The sequence below is a fragment of the Pseudarthrobacter sp. N5 genome (assembly GCF_050157035.1).
In the GTDB taxonomy this organism is placed as follows: domain Bacteria; phylum Actinomycetota; class Actinomycetes; order Actinomycetales; family Micrococcaceae; genus Arthrobacter.
This window is the reverse complement of record NZ_CP189593.1, coordinates 1,137,619-1,153,943: the sequence shown is the minus strand read 5'-3', so window position 1 is coordinate 1,153,943 and position 16,325 is coordinate 1,137,619. Positions and strand designations below refer to the sequence as shown.

The following is a 16,325-nucleotide window of genomic DNA, read 5'->3' as shown; positions in this document are numbered from 1 at the left end:
ACGCCTGGCTCGGCCGCCACGGACAGCACTCCGGACGTCAGCAGTACCGCCCCCAGCCTCCAGCTCCTACCCAGGCGCCCATCGCTGCGGCTTCCACAACAAAGTAATGGATCAGCTCAGGGATGCCCAGCCCCCGACAACTTCGCGCGTTGATGACACATCCGGCAGAAGGGAGCGCTCCCCCGTCATGTGCCGGCCGCCTTGCGTGCCTGCCGCTCCTGCCTGACGCGTTGGGCGATGACGAGGCCCACTGTGGCCAGGCCAATGGTGATCGGGTATCCCATCAGGCGTTCCAGGGTGCCCGGATCCGCAACCTGCATGCCAGTGAGGCCACCGGTCACCAGCGCCGCAAACGATACCCCGCCGCAGGCCAGGACGAACCAGCCGACGGGCGTGCGCTTCAACCACAGCCACCCCAGCAGCAGGAGCGCCACCGATCCCCCGATGAAGAACATCAGGGCCCCGGCAAAGTGCCAGGCAGACCGCAGGTCCTCGGGCACCAGTCCCACAATCATGGTCCCGGCGCCAGCTACTCCCGTCAGCACACGCGCGGCCACGGCGCCGATCCGCGGCAGGCGGTGCCCTGCACCGGCCGGCACCCTGGCCCCGGTTTGGGCGGCAATGCACAGCAGCGCAGAGCTCAGCAGCACGGCGCCCAACAACATGCCCAGGCCCTGCACAACAAAGGAGGCGTTCATCAGGAGATGGAGAGGCGAACAGACGTCCCTGTCTTGATAGCTGCCACAGCTGACGGCCCCCAGATCGCTAATGAAACCGCTTCGCCTGTCGTAAGGCTGGCGACCGCCCCAGGCGCTGATAACGGCGGCTTCCGCCACAAAATACTGCACCACACTGAGCTTGGCCCAGGCGCCGAGGTACTGGCGCGTTGATGCGAGGTCCGGGAGGAAGCCGCCATAGGCTGACGGCGCGGGGGAGGTTGCAGCGGCTGCGGTCATGCCAAGAGCGTAGTACGTCCCGCCACCTTGTATGCTTGTAAGCGTGTCCGGTCGGACCGGCCCCCGGCCGGCTGCCATGGACGCCCGCCCTCGTAGCTCAGTGGATAGAGCACGGCTCTCCTAAAGCCGGTGTCGTTGGTTCGATTCCAATCGAGGGCACTTGAAGCAGCCACAGGCATTTGATCTCCGCGCCTACCTCCTCGGCGCTGACGTCTCTGGACGCTGGTCAGTGGAGCGGAAGCTCCTTGACAGAGCCACAGGCGCCCGCGGAACCTTCACCGGCGTCGTACTATTTTCCGAAACGGACGACGGCGGCCTCCGCCTCCGCGAAGAAGGCACCGTGCGCTGGCCTGCTTCAGCCGGCGAAATGTTCACCGGGCCTGCCGCCAGACGCTATCTGCTGAAGCCCACAGAATCACCCTCAACCATGGACATGCTCTTTCCCGATGGCAGGCCTTTCCACCGGATGGGCTTCACGGAGTCAGCCGGCCGCGGCGAGCACTGGTGCGAACCGGACAGCTACCGGGTCAAGTATCAGCTCCGGGGTCCGGTCGAATTCAGCTACAGCTGGGATGTCCAGGGGCCCCGGAAGAATCTCTTGCTGGAATCACAGCTCCGGCGGTTAGGCTCAACGCCATGAATCCCCGCATTATCGTCTCCGCCGTCTGCGTCTTTGACGAAGACGGCCGGCTTCTGACCGTCCGCAAACGCGGCACGGACAAATTCATGCATCCCGGCGGGAAGCCGGAGCCGGGCGAGACCGCCGTCCAGGCAGCCGCCCGCGAGCTGCAGGAGGAGGTTGGCATCGTCCTGGCTCCGGATGAACTTGAGCTGATGGGCGTGTGGCTTGCCGATGCCGCTAACGAGGTCGCCACAGAAATAGTGGCCACCGTGTTCACGGCTCCGGGTACGTGGACCGCACATCCCTCTGCCGAGATCGCCGAAATCCGCTGGCTGGACCCGGCGGCAGAACTGCCGGACGATCTCGCCCCGCTGCTGACGGACCATGTACTCCCGGCGCTCGCCGCGCAATAGCGTTCCTGCCCGGCGGGCTAAACCTCCGGAACGGCCCCTTCGGCCACTGAGCTGGCCTCGGCAAACTGGGTCCGGTACAGCTCTGCGTAGCGGCCTTCTCTGGCCAGCAGCTCGGTGTGCGTGCCGCGCTCCACAATGGTGCCTTCTTCGATCACCAGGATGACGTCCGCGGCGCGGATGGTGGACAGCCGGTGCGCAATCACGACGGCGGTGCGCCCCTCCAGTGCGGCGCCCAGGGCAGCCTGCACTGCGGCTTCGTTGGTGGAATCCAGCGCGGCTGTAGCCTCGTCGAGGATCACCACTCGTGGCTGGGCGATGAGCAACCGCGCGATGGTGAGCCGTTGCCGTTCGCCGCCGGAAAGCCGGTAGCCGCGTTCACCCACCACGGTGTCCAGGCCGTCCGGCAGGGAACGGATCATATACTCGAGCCTGGCCTGGCGGAGCACATCCCACATTTCCTCTTCCGTGGCCTCGGGGCGAGCCAGCCGCAGGTTTGAAGCAATGCTTTCGTGGAACAGGTGCCCGTCCTGGGTGACCATGCCCAGCGTGGCGCGCATGGAATCGAATGTGACGTCGCGGACGTCAACTCCTGTTGCCGCATCCGGGCCCGCCGGAACAGAACTGCCCGGAGCCGGACTACCCAGACGCACTGCGCCGGAATCGACGTCATACAGACGGGACAGCAGCTGCGCAATGGTGGACTTGCCGGCACCCGAGGAGCCCACCAGGGCGACGGTCTGGCCCGGTTCCACCCGGAAACTGATACCGTGCAGCACCTCTTCGCCACCGCGCGTATCCAGTGTGGACACATCTTCCAGGGAGGCCAGGGACACCTTGTCTGCCGATGGGTAGGCGAAGCGCACGTCGTCGAACTCCACGGATACCGGCCCCGGCGGGACGGCTACAGCGTCCGGCTTCTGCTGGATGAGCGGCTTGAGATCCAGAATTTCGAACACGCGCTCGAAGCTGACCAGCGCGCTCATGATCTCAACCCGGGCGTTGGACAGCGCTGTCAGCGGAGCATAGAGGCGGGTCAGGAGGAGCGCCAGCACCACAACGTCGCCGGCAGCGAGCTGGCCGCTGATCGCCAGCCAACCGCCCAGTCCGTACACCAGCGCCAGCGCCAGCGCGGATACCAGCGTCAGGGCCGTGACGAAGGTGAACTGCAGCATGGCCGTGCGGATGCCGATGTCCCGGACGCGTCCGGCCCGTACCGCGAACTCGCGGGATTCCTCGTCCGGGCGGCCGAAAAGCTTCACCAGCGTGGCACCGGGGGCTGAGAACCGTTCGGTCATCTGGGTGCCCATGGCGGCGTTGTGCTCTGCAGCCTCGCGCCGAAGATCCGCCAGCTTGGAGCCCATCCGCCGGGCGGGGATGAGGAAAATCGGCAGCAGGATCATGGCGAGGACAGTCACCAGCCACGATTTGCCCAGCATCACCACCAGCGTCAGCGCCAGCGCCACCACGTTGCTGACCACGCCTGACAGCGTGCCGGCAAAGGCCGATTGCGCGCCGATAACATCGTTGTTCAGGCGGCTGACCAGCGCTCCGGTGCGGGTGCGTGTAAAGAACGCGATGGGCATCTTCTGCACGTGGTCAAACACCCTGGTGCGGAGATCAACAATGACGCCCTCACCGATGGTGGAGGACAGCCAGCGGGTCACCAGCCCCAGACCGGCCTCGGCCACCGCCACGGCAGCAATCAGGAATGCGAGCCGGATCACCACATCCGTGCCGACCCCGGCGATGATCGCATCCACCACCTGGCCCGCCAGCACCGGAGTGGCAACAGCCAGTACCGCCATGGCAATGGAGAGCAGCACGAAGGAAACCAGTTTGCCGCGGTGTGGCCGGGCGAAGCCGAACACACGCTTCAGCAGCGCCTTCGAGAACGGCTTGGAGCCGCTCGAGGCACGCGTGATGTTGTAAAGGGAGCTCCAGGCCACCCGGTCCATACTCATCGTTTGTGCTCCTTTTTCCCGGCGGACAGGCTGGCCGCTCCGGTGCCGGATCCGGTCGTCAATTCCGTCACAACACCGTTCTCCACGTTCCAGCGGACGTCGAGCCGGACATTTTCGAGCAGGCGGCGGTCGTGCGTGACCAGCAGAAGCGCGCCTTCGTAGCTTTCCAGCGCTTCCTCAAGCTGTTCAATGGCCGGCAGGTCAAGGTGGTTGGTGGGTTCATCCAGTACCAACAGGTTAACCCCGCGCGCCTGCAGCAGGGCCAGTGCCGCGCGTGTGCGTTCGCCCGGGGAGAGCGAGTCCACCTTCCGACCGGTGTGGTCGGCTTTGAGCCCGAATTTGGCCAGCAGCGTGCGGACTTCGGCCGGCGCCATATCGGGGAGAACCGCTTCGACGGCGTCGCCCAGGTTGCGGTCCCCGGCCAATAGGCCACGGGCCTGATCAATCTCGCCGACAGCCACGGATGTGCCCATGGAGGCGTCACCGGAATCCGGCGCCTGGACTCCCAGCAGGAGCCGCAGCAGCGTTGACTTGCCCGCACCGTTAGGGCCGGTGATGCCGATCCGTTCGCCGGCGTTGAGCTGCAGGTTCACCGGCCCCAGGGTGAAGTCGCCCTGGCGGGCAACGGCGTCGCGCAGGGTTGCCACCACTGAGCTGGACCGCGGAGCCTGGCCGATGCTGAACTGCAGCTGCCACTCCTTGCGTGGTTCTTCCACCACATCCAGGCGGGCAATCCTGGACTCCATCTGGCGGACCTTCTGGGCCTGCTTTTCCGAGGACTCGGTACTGGCGGCGCGGCGGATCTTGTCATTGTCCGGGCTCTTCTTCATGGCATTCCTGACGCCCTGCGAACTCCACTCGCGCTGCGTCCGGGCACGGGATACGAGGTCCGCTTTGGTGGACGCAAACTCCTCGAAGCGTTCACGTGCGTGTCGCCGTGCAACGGCGCGTTCCTCCAGGAAAGCCTCGTAGCCGCCGTCGTAGACTGCCACTGAATTCTGTGCGAGGTCCAGCTCCACAATGGTGGTGACGCACCGCGCCAGGAACTCGCGGTCGTGGGAGACCAGCACCACCCCGCCGCGCAGCCCCTGCACAAATGCTTCCAGTCTGGCCAGGCCCCCAAGATCCAGATCGTTGGTGGGCTCGTCCAGCAATACGACGTCGAACCGGCTCAGCAAGAGGGCCGCCAGAGCTACGCGGGCGGCCTGTCCGCCGGACAGCCCGGTCATCTCCGCATCCGGTCCCACCGTGAGGCCAAGATCCGCCATAACGGCCGGGATCCGCTCTTCAAGGTCTGCTGCACCGGAAGCCATCCAGCGGTCGAAAGCCAGGGAGTACGCGTCATCTGCGCCCGGGGCGCCGGAACCAAGGGCGTCCGCGGTGGATTCCATCTCCGTCGTTGCGTGCGCGCAGCCGGTGCGGCGCGAGATGTACGCCGCAACAGACTCTCCAGCCTGCCGCTCGTGCTCCTGCGGGAGCCAGCCCACGAAGGCATCCGCGGGTGCCAGGCTGACGGTACCGCTCTGCGGCTCGTCCACTCCGGCCAGGAGCCGCAGAAGGGTGGATTTACCGGCACCGTTCGCGCCCACCACGCCCACAACATCACCCGGCGCAACCGTCAGGGAGAGTTTGGCGAACAAGGTGCGGTGATCGTGACCGCCGGAAACGTCTTTGGCAACTAGGGTTGCAGTCATTTGTTCATCCTCTCACCGCTGCCCGAACCGGCCGGAAAAGGCGGCGGGCACAGAAGAACCCGCTGGTCCGGACTTGGGGGGTGTACGGACCAACGGGTTCGACAATCAAGCTTAGTTGAAAGTACGGCTGAGGTAAAATCGGCCGTGGCTTTCGGCGGTAAAATCGTGTCAACCGTCCGATCTGCAGAGAGCCCTTCATGCCCCTTCCCGCCAAGGCGTTCCAGCGCTGGCTGCACGGCATCGCGCCGTCGGCGAGCACTGCTGACATCTGCAGGATCTCCGGCATCAAACGCACCACGCTGGCCCAGCAACTCGTCCGCGGCAAGGTAGCCGAGGCCACGGTTGTGAGCATCAGCCGTGCCCTTAATATCAACCCGATGAATGCGCTGGCCACGTTCGCGAGCTACCGGGCATTGTCCGCGGCCCCCGCGCCGCCGATCCCGCAGGAACTGGTCAGCCAGGTATCCACCACGGATTTGCTCCGCGCTGTCCTGGCCCGGACAGCTCCGCCCGGCTCCACCGCGCCCCTCAGCCCCGCCCCGCACGCAACGTCGGTCAGGAACTGGGTGGACGCAATCGACGACGGCGAGCTGCGGCACCGCGTCTCAGCCGCCACCGGGATTGCCCCGCAGAACTACTCTGCCCAGCTGACCGCAAACCGGCTGGCACCCGAACTGGCCATTGCCACGTCCGCTGCTGCCGGCGTCGGACCTGCCGGCGGGCTGGTGGCCACCGGACTGATCACCGAGGCCGAGGCCGGCTGGCCGCCGGGCGCCCGTGAGGCCGCGCTGGCCAGGATGTCCGACGGCGAGTTGACGGCATTGGCGGGCGACCGGCTGCAGGCGCTGGGCAAAACACTCCGGCGCCAGGAAGAAGACCAGGAAAAAACCGACAAGATCTGGGAGAACCTCGGATGATCGAGATCCTGCAGTGGTCCACGTTGATTGTCTGCGGCGCCGTTGCCATAGCCCGGATACCCAGTGCCCTGAGGAAGGAGAACCGATCGCTGTTCTGCATTTTCACCTTGGCAACATTCGCCATACTTCTCAGCATTGACGGGCCATACACGGCCATCGATTCGGTGCTGGATTCCCAGAACTACACCAACCTCATCCTTCGGTTCCTGGTCTATGGAACCATCTTCCTGGCCGGCGTCCGGGTGGGGAAGGGTTTCAGCGCAGGCGTCGGCATCCGGCTGCTGATGGGACCGGTCGGGCTGACCGTGCTCGCCATCATCACTGCCGCAACAGTGGTCCTGTTCCTGCTGGCTGACACAGCCGGCACGTCCACGGGGCTGGCGAATCTATCGGCAAAGGGCCCGTCCAACGACCGGCTGATCGGGCTCTATGCGGCCGCCGGCCGGCTCTACCCGTCCTTTGTGGCAGCCTGCCTGGTGCCGGCGACGGCGCGGGCGCTCACGGGCCGGCTCCCGGCGATGATCCGGCTCGGCGCAGGCCTTCTGACCGTGGCGTTTGTGGCCCTTGTCCTCGGCTCGTTCTTCCCCTTGATCCCCCAAGGCATTGGTTATCTGCAGTTCATCATCAACTACACGGCGGTCCTGGCCCTGATAATCGGCCTTACCGTTATCTGGCTGGCCAGGGTCCGGGCTGCACAACGAGCACGGCAAAAGTCGTATACCGGAAATTAACCGTCATGGCTTTCACAAAATCATTAGAACGTGAAACAATCATGAATGTGTGAAGGCAGCTGCTGCCTGGTGTTGTGAACGGGGATAATCCGTTGGACGCCGTGGCGCCTGCCTGAGCGCAATTGGGGGGATGAGTGGTGGCGGCCGTTGGGGACCGCCCCCACTCAGCCTGTTTAAGGGCAACGTAGGATGGCGAAATAAAACGTCTTCACAAACGCGTTGTGAGGGTAGTGTCGCGGAGTAAACGGCTGAGTCCGCCGTGACGTGCCACTTGCAGACTGGAAAAAGGATCCCGCCATGAACCGCCTCCACACCCGCCGCACAGCTATTGCCGCTACCTTCGCGGCCGTTGCCCTCGCCCTTGCCGGCTGCGGCGGCTCCCAGACTCCGGCGCAAAGCGGGGGCGACACCTCACTCAGTGACATCACCTCAAAGGGCGAGATGGTGATCGCCACCGAGGGCACCTACAAACCCTTCAGCTTCCATCAGAACGGCGCTGGCGATCTCACCGGTTTCGACGTCGAAATCGCCCAGGCTGTCGCCGGAAAGCTTGGCGTCAAGGCCAAGTTCCAGGAAACCCAGTGGGACGGCATTTTTGCCGGCTTGGACGCCAAACGTTTCGACGTGATCGCCAACCAAGTGACCGTCAACCCCGAGCGCAAGGCCAAATACGAATTCTCGGCTCCCTACACGGTGTCAACCGGCGTGATCGTGACGAAATCGGACAACTCCAGCATTACGGGCTTCGATAGCCTCAAGGGCAAGACCACCGCCCAGTCGCTGACCAGCAACTGGTACAAGCTCGCGACGGACAGCGGGGCTACGGTACAGGCTGTGGAAGGCTGGGCCCAGAGTGCCACCCTGGTCCGCCAGGGCCGAGTCGACGCGACCGTGAATGACAAGCTCACGTACCTGGACTACGCCAAGTCCACCCCCGACGCCGGCCTCAAAATCGCCGCCGAAACCACCGACAAATCACTGAGCGCCTTCGCCTTCCGCAAGGGTTCCAGCCAACTGGCTGCGGCAGTGGACAAGGCGCTCGGTGAGCTTCGCGCAGACGGCACTCTCGCGAAAATCGCGGACAAGTACTTCGGCACGGACGTCACCAAGTAAATGCCAGTCAACTGGGATCTGGTCTGGAGCTCCTTCGGACCATTGATCACCGGAGCCATCACGGGAACCATCCCCCTGACGTTGGCCTCCTTCGCCCTGGGACTGATGCTGGCACTTGTGGTGGCTCTTATGCGGCTGAGCCGGAACGCCGTCGTTTCCGGAGCCGCAAGGTTCTACGTTTCTGTCATCCGCGGAACTCCTCTGCTGGTGCAGCTGTTTGTGATCTTTTACGGCCTGCCCAGCCTGGGCGTCAAACTGGATCCGTGGCCGAGCGCCATCATCGCGTTCTCCCTGAACGTGGGCGGTTATGCCGCCGAGGTTATCCGGGCAGCAATCCTGTCCGTGCCCAAAGGGCAGTGGGAAGCAGGCCACACCATCGGAATGTCACGGGCACAGTCACTGATCCGGATCATCCTCCCGCAGGCGGCCAGGGTTTCCGTGCCGCCGCTGTCCAACACGTTCATTTCGCTGGTCAAGGACACCTCGCTTGCCTCCCTCATCCTGGTCACCGAGCTTTTCCGGAACGCCCAGCAGATCGCGGCATTCAGCCAGGAATTCATGGTGCTGTACCTTGAAGCGGCGCTGGTGTACTGGGTGATCTGCCTGGTGCTGTCCACCGGGCAGTCAGCCCTTGAGAAGAGATTGGACCGCTATGTCGCCCACTAGCCAGCCGGCTGCAGCCGCCCAGAACAGGCCCGTGCTCTCCGTCCGCAATCTCGCCAAGGCCTTCGGCAGCAACGTTGTGCTCCGGGACATCGATCTGGAGGTCCGCCGCGGCAACGTGGTGGCCCTGATCGGCCCGTCGGGATCCGGTAAAACCACCGTGCTTCGCTCGCTGAACGGGCTGGAAACGCCTGACGCCGGCACTGTCACCTTTGCGGACACGGCCACAGGCAAGGACCTCGCCCTTGATTTCTCGGCCAAGGTTGCCAAGAAAGACGTCGCCGAGCTGCGGGACCGAAGCGCTATGGTGTTCCAGCACTACAACCTTTTCCCGCACATGACGGTCCTGCAGAACGTCATTGAAGGTCCGGTCCAGGTCCAGAAGCGCAAGCGTGCCGAGGCCGTTGCCGACGCTGAGACACTTCTGGCCAGGGTTGGCCTGGCAGACAAACGCGATGCCTACCCGTTCGAGCTCTCCGGTGGCCAGCAGCAGCGCGTCGGCATAGTGCGCGCCCTGGCTTTGAAACCCCAGCTACTCCTGTTCGACGAGCCCACCTCAGCGCTGGACCCTGAGCTGGTGGGTGACGTTCTCGGTGTCATCCAGGAGCTCGCCGAGGAAGGCTGGACCATGGTGATCGTCACCCACGAACTGGCCTTCGCCCGTCAGGTGGCGGACGAGGTCATCTTTATGGACGGAGGCGTGGTGGTGGAGCGCGGGCCGGCGGCTGAGGTCCTGAGGGCTCCGCGCCAGGAACGCACCCGCCAGTTCGTCAAACGCCTTCTGCACGAATTCTGATGCTGGGTCCTAACCCCGGCGGGCCCTGAAATCAGCGGCTGAACCTCAACGTCACCAGCTGGAACGGCCGCAGAGTAAGCTCCGCCGAGTCCGGTCCTGCCACAACGCCGGGAGCCTCCACCATCCGCTCCAGCAGGTCAACCGCGTGGACACCGGTGACGTCAAAGTTGGCCGTCACCAGGCCCGTGGACCGTTCGCCCAGCGATTCGTACAGCCGAACAATCACATCACCCGAGCCGTCCTCGGCCAGCTTGACCGCTTCGATAACAAGGGCCTGGTTGAACACGGTGAGCAGCGGCTCCACGGGGTTGGCTCCCAGGACCGTGCGCGGAGCAAGGTTTGTGCGGTACCCCTCTTCCACGGCGTCGCCAATGCTGGCTCCCGGCCGGATGGTGACGCTTAGTTCATGGTGGCCCCGGTCTGCTGCGGGGTCAGGGAACTTGGCCGCCCGCAGCAGGGACAGCCGCACGGTAGTGGTGGTGCCGCCGTCGTCCCTGATGTTCCGGGTGACATCATGGCCGTAGCTTGAGGAGTTGGTGACGGCCACACCGTAGCCGGGCTCGGCCACATGGATCCAGCGGTGCGCACAGATCTCGAATTTGGCGGCTTCCCATGAAGTATTGATGTGGGTGGGACGGAACACGTGGCCGAACTGGGTCTCCGAGGCTGAGCGGTCAGCCCGCACATCCAGCGGGAAACCCAGCTTGAGCAGCTTCTCGCTCTCCTGCCAGTCAACTGCGGTGACGATCCCGAGCGAGTCGCTGCCCGCCTCCAGGGATATCCGCTGTGTCACCGTGGATGATCCCGCCAGCCGTTCAACCACAACGACGGCGTCCCAGCCGCCGCGCTCCAGCGTCACCGACCGTGCTTCGGTCAGGGAGGAGACGTTCCTGCGATAGAACTCATCAATATCCCAGGCATCCCATTCGTTGGGGGTGTCCCGGTGCAGCTCGAGGTGGTTGCCGAACTGGCCCGGGGCGATTGCTTCGCGACCGCTGGCATAGTCCATGAGGGAGCTCAGCAGTCCGTTGGCGTCCAGTACTGCCCGGATGACGCCGTTGTCCAGGACGTACCCGCCGCGGGTCTCAGTGACCGCTACGGGATGATCTGTACGGACAGGCTCCCCTGCGGCGAGCGCAGGCACCCCGTTGCGCTCATGCGGGGCAGCGTTGAGTAGGAACTCCCGTGTGCCTTCGCCCAGGGCGGCCGCAGCCGCCTGGCCGATGATGTCCTCCAGGCCCGTGGCGATCGCCGCGTAGTTCCGCTCGGCGTCCTGATGCACCCAGGCAATGGAACTGCCCGGAAGGATGTCATGGAACTGCTGCAACAGGACCAGGCGCCACAGTCGTTTCAGCTCAGCGGCGGGGTACGTGAAGGCACCGTCGGTGCGCACCGCCGCAGTGCTGCACCACAGTTCTGCCTCGCGCAGCAGGTGTTCACTCTGCCGGTTGCCCTTCTTCGTTTTGGCCTGGCTGGTGTACGTTCCACGGTGCAGTTCCAGGTACATCTCGCCCACCCACACGGGCAGCACCTTGTATTCGGCCTGTGCCTGCGCGAAGAAGCTGCTGGCGGAACCGATCCGGACCCGTGGCGAGCCTTCCAGGTCAGCCGTCCGGTGCGCGGCCGCCAGCATCTCACGGGTGGGGCCGCCGCCGCCGTCGCCGTAGCCGAACGGGACCAGTGAAATGGTGCCGCGGCCGTGGTCGCGGTAGTTCCGTTCAGCGTGCGCCAGTTCGCGTCCGCTGAGTTCCGAGTTGTAGGTGTCCACCGGCGGGAAGTGGGTGAAGAGGCGTGTTCCGTCGATACCTTCCCAGTTGAAGGTGTGGTGCGGCATCCTGTTGACCTGGTTCCAGGAGATCTTCTGGGTCAGGAACCATTCGCTGCCGGCGGCCTTGACTATCTGGGGAAGTGCGGCGGAGTAGCCAAAGGAATCCGGCAGCCATGCTTCCTTGCAATCGACGCCGAATTCTTCCAGGAAGAAGCTCTTGCCTTCAATGAACTGGCGGGCCATGGCCTCGCCGCCGGGCATGTTGGTGTCTGATTCAACCCACATGCCGCCCACCGGAACAAACTGCCCGGCTTTGACCTTTTCCCTGATCCGCCCGAACAGCTCCGGGTAGAACTCCTTCATCCAGGCGAGTTGCTGGGCCGAGGAGCAGGAGAACACAAAGTCCGGGTGTTCATCCATCAGCGCCACCACGTTGGAGAACGTCCTGGCGCACTTGCGGATGGTTTCCCGCACCGGCCAGAGCCAGGCCGAATCGATGTGCGCGTGCCCGGTAGCCAGCAGCTGGTGGGCGGAGGCATAGGCCGGCCTGGCCAGTACATCGGCCAGGGCGGTACGGCCTGCGGCTGCGGTGCCCGGAACATCGTCCGGGTCCATGATGTCCAGCATCCGTTCCAGGGCCCGCAGGATCTCGTGGCGCCTCGGCTGCTCCATGGGAAGCTCGTGCATCAGGCCATTCAAGGTCCAGATGTCCTGCTGGAGCTCCCACACGGTCTGGTTAAATTCCGCAATGGCGATCCGGCCCAGCCGGTACACGGGGGCGCTGCCGGACGTTGACTTATCACCATAAGGGGTGGCGGCGAAGGTCCAGCCCTGGGCCATATCCGGGTTGGCGGCGGCTTCCACGTAGAAGTCCACAGCCATGCCGCTGCCCAGAAGTTTCAACGGGACGTGCTGGTTCCGCGGCGAGATGGCCTTGATGATGGTGCCGTCGGCGCGCCATGCTATCCCCTCACACTGGAAGCCCGGCCCTTCGCCGGTGAAGCCGAGGTCCACCAGGATTTCAACCGCGGTGTCCGCAGTTGTCCCCCACGAGTCAGGAACCTCGCCCTGGAGCCGCAGCCACTTGGTACTCCAGGGGCGGCCCCACGCGGCACCATGATCCAACGGGGTGAAATCATGCCTGAGCGCCTCAAGGACCTTTACTGGCTCGTCCGGAACATCCCAGCTGCTGAGTGTCAGCGGAACGCTGCGCGCGTAGACGGCAGGGGCAATGCGCTCGCGCATAAAGCGGTCCAGGCGGACTTCCGTGATCCGTCGGTCGTCGTGCATGTGGGCCCTCATTAATACTTGGTGCTGAAACATGAAGCAGCTAATCGGACTGACATGAGGTCCAGATTCAGCTAGCGCCCAGCCACTCGAAAAACGGATCAACGCGTCCATTCGATGGATAAAATCTACCCGCTGGCAGCTGATTAACCAAGCGGTGGGCTGCTATCGAGGCAGTTTTGCGGGAACGAGGATCCGTTCGTGACCTGCGTAAACGTTGAAGCTGGTGCCACGGCTAAAGCCCGCCAGGGTAATCCCGCTGGCCTCGGCAAGTTCCACGGCCAGGCTCGATGGAGCGCTCACAGCAGCCAGCACGGGAATTCCTGCCAGGGATGCTTTCTGCACCAGTTCGAACGACGCCCGGCCGGAAACCTGCAGCACCATGCCGGAAAGCGGCAGCAGCCTTTCGCGCAGAGCCCATCCCACCACTTTGTCCACTGCGTTGTGGCGTCCCACATCCTCTCGAAGGCACAGGAGCTCGGCATCGCCGTCGTTCTTCAGCCGGAAGAGGCCGGCGGCATGGACGCCTCCGGTGACATCAAATACCGCCTGTGCCTCGCGGAGACGGTCCGGCAGGGAGGCCAGAGTCCGCACCGGAACCCTCAGCGGATCGGCCACCGGACTGTAGCGGGAGGACTTCCGTACGGCCTCGATGGAATCGGTCCCGCAGATCCCGCAGGAACTTGAGGTGAAGACATTCCGGCCGGTCTCCGGCAGCACCACGTCGGGGCGCAGCTGGGCCTCCACCACGTTGAAGGTCTGCGCCCCGTTCTCGTCTTCTCCGGCGCAGAACCTCAAGGAGACCAGCTGCTCCGGGCTCCAGATGATGCCCTCGGACACCAGGAACCCCGCCACCAGATCAAAGTCGTCACCGGGAGTGCGCATGGTGACGGAGAAAGACATGCTGCCGAGCCGGATTTCCAGCGGTTCCTCTACGGCCAGCACGTCCTCCCGGTAACGGACAGGGAACTCCGCAGCGTTGGGCGAACCGTCCAGCACAAACCTGTGCACCTTGCGGCGCTGCGTCACCCGGCCCATTCCTGGCCTTCGCTGCTGCGCTCGCTGCCGTGCTTCACAAAGCGCACCGCCATGGCCTTGAACCCCGGAGTGTTCGATTCGCGGGCCACCAGTTCACGGTGGACCAGCGCATTCGCCTCGGGGAAATAGGCGGCCGCACAGCCCTTGGCGGTGGGGTAGGCGATCAGCCGGAACTTGTCCGCCCGGCGTTCACTGGCAACACCGTCACCACCGCGGTAGGTGGAAATGACGTCCACCAGCTCGCGGTCGCCAAACCCGAGCTCGCGGAGATCCTGCTCGTGGACCAGGATGACGCGGCGGCCCTCGGAAACACCGCGGTACCGGTCATCCAGGCCGTAGATAGTGGTGTTGTATTGATCGTGGCTGCGCACCGTCTGCAGGATGAGGTGACCTGCCGGAGGCTCCAGATACTCCAGCGGGCTGACCGTGAACCTGGCCTTGCCGATGTCTGTGGAGAAGGTCCGCGTATCCCGGGGCGGGTTGGGCAGGACAAAACCGATCTTGGTCCGGATCCGCGCATTGAAGTCCTCAAAACCGGGAATGACGCGCGACACATGGTCGCGGATGACGTCGTAGTCCTCGGCCATGGCTTTCCAGTCCACGGGGTGCGCATCACCCAGGGTTGCCTGCGCGAGCCGGGCAATGATCACCGGCTCGCTGAGCAGGTGATCGGACACGGGATGCAGCCGGCCCTGCGTTGAGTGGACCACGGACATGGAGTCCTCCACGGAGAGGAACTGCCGGCCGCCGGGGTGTTTGTCGTCAGTGTCCGTCCTGCCAAGCGTCGGCAGGATCAGTGATGTACGGCCATGGACCACGTGGGAGCGGTTGGGTTTGGTCGAAATATGAACGGTGAGACCGGCCCGCTTGAGCCCCGCCTCGAGAGGTCCGGTGTCAGAACCGGCCGCCGCGAAGTTGCCGCCCATGGCGACAAAAACGTCAATCTCGCCCTTTTCGAAGGCGAATTGCGTCTCGGTGGAGTCATAGCCATGTTCCCTCGGGCTGATGAGACCGAACTCCTTGTCCAGCGCGGCCAGGAACTCCTCCCCCGGTTTTTCCCAGATGCCCATGGTGCGGTCGCCCTGGACGTTGGAGTGGCCCCGTACCGGGCAGGCACCGGCGCCACGTTTTCCGAAGTTTCCTTGCAGCAACAACACATTGATGATCTCGCGCAGGGTATCCACGGAATGCGGCTGTTGGGTCAGCCCGAGGGCCCAGCAAATGATGGTGGCCTTGGACGCCGCCAGCATTCCGGCGAGTTTGGTGATCTCGGCCCGGCCCAGGCCCGTGGCTTTCTCCGTCTCCGCCCAGTCCAGCGTGCTGCGGGCGGCGACGTAGTCATCGAAGCCTTCCGTCTGCGCTGACACGAAGGATTGGTCGACGACGCTGCCCGGGTTGATCTTCTCCTCCTCCAGGAGCAGGTGGCCCAGGGCCTGGAAGAGTGCCAGGTCCCCGCCCACCCTGATCTGCAGATACTCGTCGGCGATGGTTGTGCCGGAGCCGATCACACCCTTCAGCGACTGCGGGTCCTTGAAGTTCATCAGCCCGGCCTCTGGCAGCGGGTTGACCGCCACCACCTTGCCGCCGTTGTTCTTGCAGTCACGCAGCGCAGACAGCATGCGCGGGTGGTTCGTGCCCGGATTCTGTCCCACCACAAGCACCAGCTGGGCCTCATGGATATCCTCAAGGGAGACCGTCCCCTTGCCGATGCCGATGGTGGGATTCAGGGCTGAACCGGACGATTCATGGCACATGTTGGAGCAGTCCGGCAGGTTGTTGGTCCCTAGGCTGCGGGCGAACAGCTGGTACATAAACGCGGTTTCATTCGCGGTCCGCCCCGACGTGTAAAACACGCACCGGTCCGGGGTGGTGGCCCGGATGTGTTCCGCTGCCAGGGCGAAGGCATCGGTCCAACTGATCGGCGAATAGTGGGTGTCCCCCGGCCTGATAACCACCGGTTCGGTGATCCGTCCCTGGCTGCCCAGCCAGTATTCCGTTTTGCGCTCAAGTTCTGCGATGGAATGGGACGCCCAGAATTCCGGTGTCACTCTCCGTGTGGTGCTTTCCTCAGCGATGGCTTTGGCACCGTTTTCGCAGAACTCTGCCGGGCTGCGCCGTCCCGTGATGGACTCCGGCCAGGCGCAGCCCGGACAATCGAAGCCGTTGTGCTGGTTGACGCGCAGCATGGACCGCACGGTGCGCGCCACACCGGCCTGCGAAACCCCGCGTTCCAAGGCGACGGTAACGGCTTTTACGCCTGCTGCGGATTGCTTGGGAGGGTGGACGTCGAGGTCATCTTCGTTGATGTCCTGCTTCGGGGCATTCCGGTTCATGTGTCCATCATTGCACCCCGGCACCACGAACAC

At 64.3% G+C, this 16,325-nt stretch carries 13 protein-coding genes and 1 tRNA gene; 8 read left to right on the top strand and 6 right to left on the bottom strand.

From position 1 onward, the window contains the following. Nucleotides 1–185 precede the first annotated feature (185 nt). Complete coding sequence (locus tag ACQCST_RS05740; protein WP_426998351.1) at nt 186–956, bottom strand: DUF998 domain-containing protein; 771 nt, start codon at nt 954–956, stop codon at nt 186–188. A gap of 86 nt (nt 957–1,042) precedes the next feature. On the opposite strand from ACQCST_RS05740, the gene ACQCST_RS05735 reads away from it, so the two are divergent. From ACQCST_RS05735 to ACQCST_RS05725, 3 genes are all read left to right on the top strand, one after another. Next, a tRNA-Arg gene (locus ACQCST_RS05735) sits at nt 1,043–1,115 on the top strand. Between the two features lies 1 nt (nt 1,116). After that, on the top strand, nt 1,117–1,596 hold the full coding sequence (locus ACQCST_RS05730) for a DUF6314 family protein (RefSeq protein ID WP_426998350.1): 480 nt from the start codon (nt 1,117–1,119) through the stop codon (nt 1,594–1,596). Then, a complete protein-coding gene (locus ACQCST_RS05725; RefSeq protein WP_426998349.1) occupies nt 1,593–1,991 on the top strand; it encodes an NUDIX hydrolase in 399 nt (132 codons plus the stop codon). Before ACQCST_RS05730 ends, ACQCST_RS05725 begins: the two co-directional genes overlap by 4 nt. A gap of 17 nt (nt 1,992–2,008) precedes the next feature. On the opposite strand, the gene ACQCST_RS05720 is transcribed toward ACQCST_RS05725, so the two are convergent. Both ACQCST_RS05720 and ACQCST_RS05715 read right to left on the bottom strand, forming a co-directional pair. Further along, entirely contained in the window at nt 2,009–3,952 is a 1,944-nt protein-coding gene (locus ACQCST_RS05720) for an ABC transporter ATP-binding protein (protein ID WP_426998348.1), read from the bottom strand. After that, nucleotides 3,949–5,646 (bottom strand): ABC-F family ATP-binding cassette domain-containing protein, encoded by a 1,698-nt coding sequence (locus ACQCST_RS05715; RefSeq protein ID WP_426998347.1) that lies wholly within the window; start codon nt 5,644–5,646, stop codon nt 3,949–3,951. Before ACQCST_RS05715 ends, ACQCST_RS05720 begins: the two co-directional genes overlap by 4 nt. 197 nt (nt 5,647–5,843) lie before the next feature. Between ACQCST_RS05715 and ACQCST_RS05710 the strand changes: the two genes are divergently transcribed. The 5 genes from ACQCST_RS05710 to ACQCST_RS05690 all read left to right on the top strand — a co-directional run bounded on the left by ACQCST_RS05710 (nt 5,844) and on the right by ACQCST_RS05690 (nt 9,866). Further along, a complete protein-coding gene (locus ACQCST_RS05710) occupies nt 5,844–6,563 on the top strand; it encodes a hypothetical protein (RefSeq protein ID WP_426998346.1) in 720 nt (239 codons plus the stop codon). Further along, nucleotides 6,560–7,294, top strand: a complete 735-nt coding sequence (locus ACQCST_RS05705) for a hypothetical protein (RefSeq protein ID WP_426998345.1) — start codon at nt 6,560–6,562, stop codon at nt 7,292–7,294. The genes ACQCST_RS05710 and ACQCST_RS05705 overlap by 4 nt, the downstream gene beginning before the upstream one ends. 297 nt (nt 7,295–7,591) lie before the next feature. Next, a complete protein-coding gene (locus ACQCST_RS05700; protein WP_426998344.1) occupies nt 7,592–8,407 on the top strand; it encodes an amino acid ABC transporter substrate-binding protein in 816 nt (271 codons plus the stop codon). Continuing rightward, nucleotides 8,408–9,073 carry an amino acid ABC transporter permease gene (locus ACQCST_RS05695; protein WP_426998343.1) on the top strand — a complete coding sequence of 222 codons (666 nt, stop codon included), beginning with the start codon at nt 8,408–8,410 and terminating at the stop codon, nt 9,071–9,073. It abuts the gene before it with no gap. After that, nucleotides 9,060–9,866 (top strand): amino acid ABC transporter ATP-binding protein, encoded by an 807-nt coding sequence (locus ACQCST_RS05690; RefSeq protein ID WP_426998342.1) that lies wholly within the window; start codon nt 9,060–9,062, stop codon nt 9,864–9,866. The genes ACQCST_RS05695 and ACQCST_RS05690 overlap by 14 nt, the downstream gene beginning before the upstream one ends. A 31-nt stretch (nt 9,867–9,897) precedes the next feature. Here the strand turns inward: ACQCST_RS05690 and ACQCST_RS05685 are convergent, their stop codons facing one another. From ACQCST_RS05685 to ACQCST_RS05675, 3 genes are all read right to left on the bottom strand, one after another. Next, the gene (locus tag ACQCST_RS05685) at nt 9,898–12,924 is read right to left on the bottom strand and encodes an alpha-mannosidase (protein ID WP_426998341.1); all 3,027 of its coding nucleotides are present in this window, start codon (nt 12,922–12,924) and stop codon (nt 9,898–9,900) included. Nucleotides 12,925–13,086: 162 nt separating this feature from the next. Next, a complete protein-coding gene (fdhD, locus tag ACQCST_RS05680) occupies nt 13,087–13,959 on the bottom strand; it encodes a formate dehydrogenase accessory sulfurtransferase FdhD (RefSeq protein WP_426998340.1) in 873 nt (290 codons plus the stop codon). Continuing rightward, on the bottom strand, nt 13,947–16,292 hold the full coding sequence (locus ACQCST_RS05675; RefSeq protein ID WP_426998339.1) for an FdhF/YdeP family oxidoreductase: 2,346 nt from the start codon (nt 16,290–16,292) through the stop codon (nt 13,947–13,949). The genes fdhD and ACQCST_RS05675 overlap by 13 nt, the downstream gene beginning before the upstream one ends. Between the last annotated feature and the right edge of the window lie 33 nt (nt 16,293–16,325).